Annotated in this window: 11 protein-coding genes; 8 read left to right on the forward strand and 3 right to left on the reverse strand. The window is 70.2% G+C overall.

The features are described 5' to 3' along the window. Positions 1-80: 80 nt before the first annotated feature. The 8 genes from ACWD4A_RS33860 to ACWD4A_RS33895 all read left to right on the forward strand — a co-directional run bounded on the left by ACWD4A_RS33860 (position 81) and on the right by ACWD4A_RS33895 (position 6,988). The gene (locus ACWD4A_RS33860; RefSeq protein ID WP_451200028.1) at positions 81-725 is read left to right on the forward strand and encodes an HAD family hydrolase; all 645 of its coding nucleotides are present in this window, start codon (positions 81-83) and stop codon (positions 723-725) included. A 110-nt stretch (positions 726-835) separates the two neighbouring features. Continuing rightward, the gene (locus ACWD4A_RS33865) at positions 836-2,080 is read left to right on the forward strand and encodes an MFS transporter (protein WP_451200030.1); all 1,245 of its coding nucleotides are present in this window, start codon (positions 836-838) and stop codon (positions 2,078-2,080) included. Next, complete coding sequence (locus tag ACWD4A_RS33870) at positions 2,031-3,200, forward strand: acetoin utilization protein AcuC (protein ID WP_451200031.1); 1,170 nt, start codon at positions 2,031-2,033, stop codon at positions 3,198-3,200. Before ACWD4A_RS33865 ends, ACWD4A_RS33870 begins: the two co-directional genes overlap by 50 nt. Before the next feature lie 121 nt (positions 3,201-3,321). Next, positions 3,322-4,137: a phosphatase gene (locus tag ACWD4A_RS33875; RefSeq protein WP_451200034.1), complete on the forward strand. Its 816-nt coding sequence runs from the start codon at positions 3,322-3,324 to the stop codon at positions 4,135-4,137. A gap of 128 nt (positions 4,138-4,265) precedes the next feature. Continuing rightward, positions 4,266-4,475: a helix-turn-helix domain-containing protein gene (locus ACWD4A_RS33880; RefSeq protein ID WP_031145511.1), complete on the forward strand. Its 210-nt coding sequence runs from the start codon at positions 4,266-4,268 to the stop codon at positions 4,473-4,475. A gap of 110 nt (positions 4,476-4,585) precedes the next feature. Next, entirely contained in the window at positions 4,586-4,684 is a 99-nt protein-coding gene (locus ACWD4A_RS33885; RefSeq protein WP_003948845.1) for a 30S ribosomal protein bS22, read from the forward strand. A 199-nt stretch (positions 4,685-4,883) separates the two neighbouring features. Next, on the forward strand, positions 4,884-5,930 hold the full coding sequence (locus ACWD4A_RS33890) for an NAD-dependent epimerase/dehydratase family protein (RefSeq protein WP_451200035.1): 1,047 nt from the start codon (positions 4,884-4,886) through the stop codon (positions 5,928-5,930). A gap of 14 nt (positions 5,931-5,944) precedes the next feature. Continuing rightward, positions 5,945-6,988 carry a lysophospholipid acyltransferase family protein gene (locus tag ACWD4A_RS33895; RefSeq protein ID WP_451200037.1) on the forward strand — a complete coding sequence of 348 codons (1,044 nt, stop codon included), beginning with the start codon at positions 5,945-5,947 and terminating at the stop codon, positions 6,986-6,988. 84 nt (positions 6,989-7,072) lie between these two features. On the opposite strand, the gene ACWD4A_RS33900 is transcribed toward ACWD4A_RS33895, so the two are convergent. The 3 genes from ACWD4A_RS33900 to ACWD4A_RS33910 all read right to left on the reverse strand — a co-directional run bounded on the left by ACWD4A_RS33900 (position 7,073) and on the right by ACWD4A_RS33910 (position 10,727). Beyond that, positions 7,073-8,272, reverse strand: a complete 1,200-nt coding sequence (locus ACWD4A_RS33900) for a DUF5667 domain-containing protein (RefSeq protein ID WP_451200040.1) — start codon at positions 8,270-8,272, stop codon at positions 7,073-7,075. Between the two features lie 204 nt (positions 8,273-8,476). Next, on the reverse strand, positions 8,477-9,262 hold the full coding sequence (locus ACWD4A_RS33905; RefSeq protein WP_451200042.1) for an ECF subfamily RNA polymerase sigma factor, BldN family: 786 nt from the start codon (positions 9,260-9,262) through the stop codon (positions 8,477-8,479). 520 nt (positions 9,263-9,782) lie between these two features. Continuing rightward, the gene (locus tag ACWD4A_RS33910; RefSeq protein WP_451200045.1) at positions 9,783-10,727 is read right to left on the reverse strand and encodes an HAD family hydrolase; all 945 of its coding nucleotides are present in this window, start codon (positions 10,725-10,727) and stop codon (positions 9,783-9,785) included. Positions 10,728-10,989 lie beyond the last annotated feature (262 nt).

Genomic DNA, 10,989 nt, shown 5'->3' on the forward strand with positions numbered 1-10,989 from the left:
CGCCGAACAAATTTTAAGAAGCCGTAGACCCCGGGTCATAGACCCGGGGTCTACGGCTTTTTTGCGTTTAAGGTGACGTCATGCGCTATGACCTCGTCATCTTCGACAACGACGGCGTGCTCGTCGACAGCGAACCGATCGCCAATCGGATCCTCGCCGCGTACCTCACCGAAGTGGGCCACCCCACCAGCTACGAGGACTCCCTCCGCGACTACATGGGCGCCGCCGTCCACCGCGTCCACGATCTCGTCCTCGAGCGCACCGGGCAGCAACTCCCGGCCGAATTCGACGACACCCTGCACGCACGCACCTTCGAGGCCTTCGAGCGGGAACTCCAGCCCATAAAGGGTGCGGTGGAGGCGCTCGAATGGCTCGTCGCGGAAGGCGTGTCCTACTGCGTGGCATCCTCCGGCTCCCACGAGCGAATCCGTGTGGGACACCGGCGCACCGGCCTCGACGAGTGGTTCGAGGACGAATGGATCTTCAGCTCGGACGACGTCGGCAAGGGAAAGCCGGCCCCCGACCTCTTCCTCCACGCGGCCCGCTCCATGGGCATCGAACCCGGACGATGCGTGGTCATCGAGGACAGCCCCCGAGGCATCCAGGCCGCCGTCGCCGCGGGAATGGACGTGTACGCACTGACCTCCCTCACCCCGCGCGACCGGCTCACCGGAGCCACCGGACGCTTCGAAAGCCTGACGGAACTCCCCCAACTCCTCTCCTGAACCCAACCCCCTCCCGAACTCAACCCCTTCCCGAACCGGCTCCTCGCATGGACAACTCCTCGTGCGAAGGAGCTGTCCAGGGGTAGCCCCGCACCGTACCCTCATCGGCCATGACGGATGCGCCCTCGCGGCTCGGACACGGTCGGCGGTCCCTGGCCGTCAGCTTCTTTCTCCAAGGCGTGGTCTTCGCTCTCCTCGTGACCCGAATACCCGCCATCCAGACCCAATACGGGATATCCGACGGGCTCCTGCCCGCCTTTCTCGCCGCCGTACCGATCCTCGCCGGGATCGGTAGCGTCGGCACCGAGCGCCTGGTCGCACATGTGCGGCCCGGTGCCGTACTCCGCTGGGCGCAACCCCTCGTCTGCCTTTCCCTGCTCGCGGCGGGATCCGGTGACGCGCTCTGGCAAGTCGCCCTCGCCCTGGGGCTGTTCGGACTCACCGTGGGCGCCCTCGACGCCTCGGTGAACATGCTCGGAGTGAGCCTCCAACACGCGTACGGGCGCAGCATCATGCTCGGTTTCCATGCCGCGTACAGCCTCGGCGGCATCGTCGGCGCATCGCTCGCCTGGGCCGGCGCGCATACGGGGATCTCCCTCGCGGCGCTGTACGGGCCGGTCGTCGCCGTGGCCGTACCGGCAGCCCTCGTCGCCAGCCGCTGGTACATCGACCGGAGCACGAACGGCCAAGACCCGGGCGGCCAGGGCCGGGACGGTGACACCGGGCGCGGAATGCGATTCCTGCTGCCGTTCTGCCTGGTGATGGCCTTCGCCTACATAGGGGACTCGACCGTCTCCAATTGGAGCGCCAAATATCTCCAGGACGTGCTCCACAGTTCCGACCAGCTGTCCACCGTCCCGTACAACGCCTATATGGCAACCACCCTGCTCAGCCGTACTGTTGGCGACCTCGCCGTACGGCGCTTCGGTGCGGTGCGGGTGGTGCGGGCCGGGACGGTGCTCGCGGTGTGCGGTTTCGGCGTCGTGGCGGTGGCGCCCGGGGCATGGCTCGGGCTCGCCGGATTCGCTTTGCTGGGGCTGGGGTTGAGCGTGATCGTGCCACAGACTTTTGCCGCGGCCGGGCGGAATGCCCGCGAGAGGCTCGGTGCCGGGGGCGCCGATGCCGCGATCGCCCGGCTGAATATCTTTAACTATGTGGGATTTCTGGTGGGTTCGCCCCTCGTCGGCGGTTTGGGGGAGGTGTGGAGCTACCGGTGGGCCATGGGCGTGCCGATGATTCTGCTGCTTGTCGCTTTCCGGTATGCCACCTCCTTCGGCTCCGTGGACGCCCGCTACGGTGGCGGGCATGAGCGGCCAGGCACAGCTGATGTGGGACGAAGCGGTAAGGGGCTATGACTTCGGCCCGGGGCACCCGATGGATCCGGTGCGGCTCGCGCTGACCATGCGCCTGGTCGAGGCGTACGGGCTGGACCGCGAGCTCAAGGTGGTCGGGGCCCCGCCGGCGGGGGAGTCGACGCTGCGGCTCGTGCACCGCGAGGACTACATCGCGGCCGTGCGGGCGGCCTCGGCGGACCCGGTCGCCGCGGACGCCTCGTACGGCCTGGGCACCTCGGACGACCCGGCGTTCGCGGGCATGCACGAGGCGTCGGCGCTGATCGCCGGGCAGTCGGTGGCCGCGGCGGAGGCCGTATGGGGCGGGGAGGCGCTGCACGCGGTGAACTTCGCGGGCGGTCTGCACCACGCGATGCCGGGGGCCGCGTCCGGTTTCTGCGTCTACAACGACGCCGCCCTCGCCGTGGCCCGGCTGCTGGAGCTGGGGGCCGAACGGGTCGTGTACGTGGACGTGGACGTGCACCACGGGGACGGGGTGCAGGCGGCGTTCTGGGAGGACCCGCGGGTGCTCACGATCTCCTTGCACGAGCACCCCCACACCCTTTTCCCGCACACCGGATGGCCCGGGGAGACGGGGCCCGCGGAGGCGGAGGGCGGTGCGGCGAACGTGGCGCTGCCCGCCGGTACGGGGGACGCGGGGTGGCTGCGGGCCTTCCACGCGGTCGTGCCGGAGCTCGTCGCCGCCTTCCGGCCGCAGGTGCTGGTGAGCCAGCACGGCGCCGACACGCACTTCGAGGACCCGCTGGCCCATCTGGCGGTGTCGGTCGACGCGCAGCGGATGGTGGCGGAGGCGTGCCACGAGCTGGCCCACGAACACGCGGAGGGCCGGTGGGTCGCGCTGGGCGGCGGGGGCTACGCGGTGGTGGACGTGGTGCCGCGCAGCTGGACGCACCTGGTGGGGATCGCCGCCGGGCGGCCGGTGCCGCCGGAGACGGTGGTGCCGGAGGAATGGCGGGCCGAAGTGTTCCGGCTGACGCGGGAGTTGGGGCCGTTGCGGATGACGGACGGGGGGCGGCCCGCCTGGCGGGACTTCCTGGCCGGGTACGACCCCGCCGACCGCCTGGATCAGGCGATCCTGGCCGCCCGGCGGGCGGTCTTCCCCACGCACGGGCTGCTGCCGTGAGGAGCCCGGCCGGCCCTGCCCCGTCGCCGGGTGAGTCGTTGTTCTGACGGTCGTTACGCCAAGCGTGGGATCTGGACCGGAAAGCACGCGGTGCGGTGCGGGGTGCGGGAGCATCTGGGATGTGGTGAGCCCCCGTGCCTTGCGTGCGCATCTGATCAAGGCCCGGCTGTCCGGGACCGTGGCGACGACGCGGGAGCGGAGTCTTCGGCGCTATCGGTTGTTCGTGGCCCGGGACCCCCGGGTACTGCTCGGGTTGGAGCCCGAACGCGACTGGCTTTTGGGAGACTTGTTGCGACTGATGGGTCGAAGGTGTGGGGTTTCGGCCGATCCTGATCACGCTTCAGGGCAGGATGTGATCGACCCCGACCGTACGATCGAGGCACTCGATGCCTTCGCGGACCGGCTGGCGACGGTGGCCGCGGCCGGCGCTCCGGTGCTGATCGGCACCGGGCACCCCCACCGACTCCTGGGTTTCTACGCCGGGTTGGCCGAGGGGCTCTCGGCGGCGGGATGCAGTGTGCTCACCCCCGCGCAGGGGCGATGTGTCGACATAACGACCCGGTTCGGGGTACGTACTTACAACCTTGACTACGTTCAAGGAGTCGCGATGGTGCGTGAACCCGGCGCGCGAAGTGCCGGAAGTGAGCCCGGCGCACATACGCATTCGCCGCTCCCGCTTCGGGCGGCGCTGGCCTCCGCGATGGACGCGGGAGAGTCGCTTCCGGCCCTGGTCGTCGGGGATCACGGATGGGTCTGCGGGGCAGGTCAGCTGGGCATTGAGGCGATCGGACTGGCGGATTCCGACGACCCGGCGCCGTTCGTCGGAGAGGCGGAGGGGCGGGTGTCCGTCGTCGTTCCGCTTGATGACACTGTGCGGTCTGATTACTACCGACCGCTTACTCGCTATGTACTCAATCGAGCGTGTCTGTCACAGTAGGCGGCCGATGGCTGCTCCTCTTCCCCACTCGCATCACCCGCCCCTAACCTGGGGAGTGAGCGCGCAGCGACGAGGAGTCACCGGAGGGGAAGCCGGTGCGCGTCATGTGCGGAAGGTTCAGGTGTGTCATGGCTGCTGGCGAGAGGCCTCTCAACGAGGTCGTGTTCCTGACCGTGGCGGAAGTCGCCTCGGTGATGCGAGTGTCCAAGATGACCGTGTACCGCTTGGTGCACAGTGGTCATCTGCCGGCGATCCGGGTGGGAAGGTCGTTCCGGGTCCCAGAGCAAGCGGTGCACGAGTACCTCCGGGAGTCCTACGTGGGGGTGGAAACAGCCTGACGGGGACCTCGGATTACGTTGTTCGCCCGGTGCCGGGTAGGCTGGCCCGATGTAGGTCGTGTGGGCTCGGACGCCCCGCACCGAGTGAATCGATGTAAGCGAGGGTAGTCGTGGGCTCTGTCATCAAGAAGCGGCGCAAGCGGATGGCCAAGAAGAAGCACCGCAAGCTTCTCAAGCGCACGCGAGTTCAGCGTCGCAACAAGAAGTAAGCGGCGCCGCTGTGAACGTCCCGCAGCCCTTCCATCGCTCCGGCGGTGGGAGGGCTGCGGTGCGTTGCGGTGAGTAAAGCTTTCGCTACGGCTTGAAATGTAGCTCCGCGCAGCCGCCGGTCATCACAGCGCAACAACGACCCGCTACGGTGGCCGCGACAGTGCACCACTGGCGAGGGTGGGAAGGAAGGCGCTGATCTTGGGCAAGGTCGTGCTCGTCACCGGAGTCGCACGGCAGCTGGGGGGCCGGTTCGTCCGCCGCATCCAGCGCGAGCCCGACGTGGATCGCGTCATCGGGGTGGACGCGGTGGCCCCCGAGCACCACCTCGGCGGGGCCGATTTCGTACGGGCGGACATCCGCCATCCCACGATCGCCAAGGTTCTGGCCGAACACGGTGTCGACACCGTCGTCCACATGGATGTGAACGGCACCCCCCTGGGCAAGCGCGGCAGCCGGGCCTCGGTCAAGGAGACCAACGTCATCGGCACCATGCAGCTGCTCGGTGCCTGCCAGAAGACGCCCTCCGTCAAGCGGCTGGTGGTCAAGTCCAGCACGAATGTCTACGGCTCCGCGCCACGCGACCCCGCGATCTTCACCGAGAGCACCCCGCCCAAGTCCCTGCCCAGCGGTGGCTTCGCCAAGGACACCGTCGAGGTCGAGGGGTACGTCCGGGGCTTCGCGCGCCGCCGCCCCGACGTGGCCGTGTGCGTCCTGCGGTTCGCCAACATCCTCGGGCCGCGCGCCGATTCGCCGCTCGCGGAGTACTTCGCGCTGCCCGTCCTGCCCACCGTCCTCGGCTTCGACCCGCGGCTGCAGTTCGTCCACGAGGACGATGTGATCGAGGTGCTGCGGATCGCCGCGGGCGAACCCGGACGGGCCACGCTCAACAGCGGCACCTTCAACATCGCGGGTGACGGGGTGCTGCTGCTCTCCCAGGCCGCCCGGCGCCTCGGGCGCCCCACCCTTCCCTTCTTCCTGCCGACCGTCACCTGGGTCGGCTCCGCGCTGCGCTCGGTCGGCGTCACGGACTTCTCGCCCGAGCAGATCCGGCTGCTCACCCACGGGCGCGTCGTCCGGACCACCCAGATGCGGGAGACGCTGGGGTTCGAGCCCCGGTACACGACCGCGGGGGCCTTCGCGGACTACGCGCGCAGCCATGGCCCGGGGCTGCTTCCGCCCAGCACGCTCGCCCGTACCGTCGACCGGATCGCCGCCGTCCTGCCTGCCGGCCGCGGCCAGAACTGAGGAGCGCACCCACCATGGCGGACGCGAAGGTCATCCCGTTCGGCGAGGAACCGCGGTCGAAGCGGAAGGGCAAGCGCGCGGGCCGGCCCCGTACCAACCGGGCGCAGTCGGCGCTCGCCCCCGTGCCGCAGCAGCGTGACGAGGAGACGGCGCCGCCCGAGCAGGCCATGGCGGCGGACGCGGAGGGCGTGGCGGAAGAGGCCCGGGAGTCGGCAGGGGAGAGCTGGGACCGCAAGCTGGCCCACGGGCTGAGCTTCCTCCGGCGCCGGATCACCGGCGAGTACGAGGTCGACGAGTTCGGCTACGACGAGGAGCTCACCGACCAGGTGGTGATGTCCGCGCTCCGCCCGTTCTACGAGAAGTACTTCAGGGTCGAGGTGAAGGGCCTGGAGAACATCCCGGACAAGGGCGCGGCGCTGGTCGTCGCCAACCACTCCGGCACCCTGCCGGTCGACGGGCTGATGCTCCAGGTCGCGGTGCACGACCACCACCCGGCCGGGCGGCACATCCGGATGCTCGCCGCCGACCTCGTCTTCGTACTGCCGGTGATCAACGAGATCTCGCGGAAGCTCGGGCACACGCTCGCCTGCGCGGAGGACGCGCAGAAGCTGCTGGAGCGGGGCGAGGTGGTCGGGGTGATGCCCGAGGGCTTCAAGGGGATCGGGAAGCCGTTCTCCGACCGGTACAAGCTCCAGCGCTTCGGCCGGGGCGGCTTCGTCTCCACGGCACTGCGTGCCGGTGCGCCGATCGTGCCGTGCTCGATCGTGGGCGCCGAGGAGATCTATCCGATGCTCGGCAACTCCAAGACCATGGCGCGGCTGCTGGGCTTCCCGTACTTCCCGCTGACGCCCACCTTCCCCTGGCTGGGCCCCCTGGGAGTGGTGCCGCTGCCGACGAAGTGGACGATCCAGTTCGGGGAGCCGATCCTGACGGACGGCTATCCGCCGGAGGCCGCGGACGACCCGATGCTGATGTTCAACCTGACCGATCAGGTACGAGAAACGATTCAGCACACCTTGTACAAGCTGCTCGTACAGCGGCGGTCGGTGTTCTTCTGAGCCCCCCCGTCGTACGGGCTCAGTCCGAGATGAAGAACACCGACCGCCTGGGCTCTCGCCCTTTTCCCGTGTTTCTCGTGCGTGCTATTTCTCGTGCTCGCTGTGGATGCCCAGCCCCGGGAGGATGTTCGGGAGGAGCGGCGGGATGGTGATGTCCGGCTGCTTGGCGTCCTTGCCGCCGTGCGTGGGGCCCGCCGGACTGGAGCTGCCGGAGTCCTGCGGGGGCTGGAGCAGACCCGTGCCGCCGAGGAGCCCCTCGTGCTGCTGGCCGCCACCGGGGTCCGCCGAACGCTGCTGACCGCCGCCGCTGTGCCTGCCGTCGGTGGGCGAGGCCGCCGACGGAGGCGACGCGGGCCGCACCGAACGGTTCTCCGGGCCGCTGTGCGGAGAAGCGCCCGCCTTGGGCGCCGCCCCGTGCTTGCCCGCAGGGGCGGGCAGCAGCGAACGCAGCGGACCGACCTCATCGTCTATGGCCGCGAAGACCGAGCTCACCTCGTTGCCCACGTCGGCCAGTTGGGCCGGGAGCTTGTCCCGCAGCTGACTCCAGCCCTCGCGGTGCAGCGCGGTGAAGGAGTCGAGGCGCTCCATCGGGCCGAGGGAGCCGTCCCGCTTGTAGGCCTCGTGCAGCAGGCGGTGCCCCTCGGAGACGTCGTGGCGCATGCCGGAGAGGGTCCTGCGGATCTCGTTCAGCGCCTCCAGGTCGAGCGGGCCGGACCGGCCCCGCTCCATCAGCCGCCGGGCCTCGTGGAGCCGGGTCGACGCCTGGTCCAGGAAGAGCCCGCCGCGAGCGGAATCGCCGTCGGCCAGGCCGAGCTTGATGTCCTCCATGCCGCGCTTCAGCCCGTACAGCGAATCACCGGGCAGGGCGTTGGAACTCGCCGCCGCGACACCACCGAACGCGCCCGCGGCCACGCCCACGGTCAGCCCGCCCGCGGCGAGCCCCTTCGACCAGCGGGAGCGGGGCTTGAGCCGACTGAGCGCCCGGTGGGCGCCCCGGCCTCGGGCACTGCTGCCGCGCGGCTCGGGAACGGCGGCGGCCGAACCTCCGGCGAACTGGCTCTCCATGGCGGCGATCAGCTGCGCCCGCTGCACGCTCTTGGTCTCGGGGTCGAGCTCGGGCACGGGCAGCGCGCCCAGTCCGCTCGCCAGGGCCAGCAGCTTGCCCTGCTCGGCGCCGTCCGCCGATGGGCCTGGCTGTGTGGCCGCCGCGCCCTGGAGTTCCTGGTCCTCCAGGGCATGGGCGAAGGCGTTCGCCCGCCGGTGCGCCGAAACATTCGCGATCACAGGCGGCACCTCCTCTCGTCATGACGGTCGACTCCCCTCAAGAACAGGAGGGTTGCACGCCGTGAACGCGTCCACTCGATCGAGTGAGTGGACACGGGCATGGCGTGACCGGAGGGAGTCTGCACCCCCCACAACGACTGGCGCGGTGGCCGGGTTACGCGCCCCCAGTGATATGACCGCTGGTGAGTGAACGGGTGCACAGAGTTAGCGTGCGTCGTCCGGGAGGAGCCGGGCCAGTGTGCGGACGGCGCGGTACTGGAGGGTCTTGATGGCGCCCTCGTTCTTGCCCATGACGCGGGCGGTCTCGGCGACCGAGAGGCCCTGGAGGAAGCGGAGCGTGACGCACTCCTGCTGCTGGGGGTTGAGCTTGCGCACCGCCTCCAGAAGGGCGGCGTTGGAGAGGGATTCGAGGACGGAGTCCTCGGGGCTGCGCTCGACCTCGTTGGCGTCGAGCATCTCGCCGGTGGTCACCTCGAGCCGGAACCTTGACGACTTGAAGTGGTCGGCGACCAGATTGCGGGCGATCGTCACCAGCCAGGCGCCGAAGTCGCGGCCCTGCCAGGTGAAGGTGCCGATACGGCGCAGGGCGCGCAGGAACGTCTCGCTCGTGAGGTCCTCCGCGGTGGCCCGGCCGCCCACGCGGTAGTAGATGTAGCGGTAGACGGTGTCGGCGTACTGGTCGTAGAGCCGGCCGAAGGCGTCGGCCTCTCCGGACTGGGCGCGCTCGACCAGGTCGAGCATGCGGGCGCTGTCGCTGTCGGCGCTGGGACGGCGGGTGGTGGTGGACGTACCGGCGCCGGCGCCGCGGCGGGCGCGTCTGCCCACCGCCGCCGCGCTGCCCTCGGCGAGGGCGTAGCAGGGGCCGGCGGGGACGGGTGTGGCGAAGGCGGGGACGGCGTACGCGGTGGGGACGAAGCCGAGCAGGCGGTCGACGACCGCTGCGCGCAGCGTAGCCAGGCCCGAGGCGTCAACCCCGACGTGTGGGTACACGGGACTCCCAGAGGCAGAGCTTCCATCACGTGCAGTACGGAACCGTTCACTCGTCGTAGGGACAAGGGGGTACCGGTTTGCGTCTGAGGAGAATAACGCTTCGTACAGGCGGCGCTACACCGAGTTGCTTAAATCACCGCTTCCGTTCGTTCTCTTACCGCTTCGAGATCGATCAAATATCGAACCCTGAAAGGAAGTTGACCGGTTTCGGTAATGGTGTGGCCGAATGCGCAGCGTGTTGTGGCAATCCGGACGAGGGAGGACTGAGGGGGGCTGTGTGAGGGTATGACGACAGGATTGCCGGAGGGTGACGACTGATTACTCACCGTGTCGGACGTGTCCGAACAGCCCGTACGCCGGTGGCGGGATGTGAGCGCCGGGTGTTGACGCGGCCCCGGCCGGGGTGCGGGGCCCGGCCCGGTGGGGTCGCCCGGGGGCGTTCCCGGGCCGGATTCCCGGGTGTTCCGGCACGGGTGCCGGTCGTCGGTGCCGGTTGCCGGTGCCGTTCGCCAGTGCCGTGTCAGCGCTTGCGGCGGTGCAGGGCGATCGCGGCCGCCGCGCCGCCCGCCAGGGCGCCCACCCCGGCCGCGGCCGGGATGCCGACCTTCGCCGCCTTGCGGCCCGTACGGTAGTCGCGCAGCCGCCAGCCGCGCTCGCGGGCGTGCCTGCGCAGCCGGGCGTCCGGGTTGACGGCGTAGGGGTGGCCGACGATCGACAGCATGGGGATGTCGTTGGCGGAGTCGCTGTACGCCGCGCAGCGGGCCAGGTCCAGCCCCTCCGCCGCGGCCAGTGCCCGTACCGCCTCCGCCTTCGCGGGGCCGTGCAGCGGCTCGCCGACCAGCTTGCCGGTGTAGACGCCGCCGATGGACTCGGCGACCGTGCCGAGCGCGCCGGTCAGCCCGAGCCGCCGGGCGATGATCGTCGCGGTCTCGACGGGCGCGGCCGTCACCAGCCAGACCTTCTGGCCCGCGTCGAGGTGGGCCTGTGCGAGTGCCCGGGTGCCCGGCCAGATGCGCTCCGCCATGTACTCGTCGTAGATCTCCTCGCCGATGGACATCAGCTCGGAGACGCGGTGGCCCTTGACGATGGACAGGGCGCTGTTGCGGGCGTCCTCGACGTGCTCGGGGTTCTCCGAGCCGACGACGCGGAAGTAGATCTGCTGCCAGACGAACCTGGCCAGATCGCGCTTGTGGAAGAAGTGGCGTTTGTAGAGGCCGCGGCCGAAGTGGAAGAGGGACGCGCCCTGCATCACGGTGTTGTCGAGGTCGAAGAAGGCGGCGGCGCGCACGTCGCCGACGACGGGGAACTCCGGCTCGGCCGGCTCCGCCGCGATGTCCGCGGATTCCGCGGTGTCCGCGCTCTCCTGTGCGGTTTTACGGGCTGCCTCCGCCGCGGCCTCGCCTGCCAGCACACTGCGTGCGGTGGCGGAGCGCTTGCGGGGAGTGATCCATCCCAGTGCGGCCATGCGGTGAGCATAGCCAGTTTGTTCGGGGTAACCGGAGTCGCCTCCGGCGGGGTGGCCGGAAGACGGTTCTTCTCTCCGGGGGCTGCGCCCCCGGGCCCCCTCGGGGCGCCGCCCCCGGGCCCCGGCCGCGAGCCGGTTCGCCGCCTGCGGCGGGCTATTGGGGCGCCGCGGGCGGGCCTCCGGCGTCCTGTAGGGCGGGTTGCCGGGGTGTCGCCCCCGGGCCTCCGGCGTCCTGTAGGGCGGGTTACCGGGGTGTCGCCCC

It is taken from the genome of Streptomyces sp. NPDC002537 (assembly GCF_053594975.1).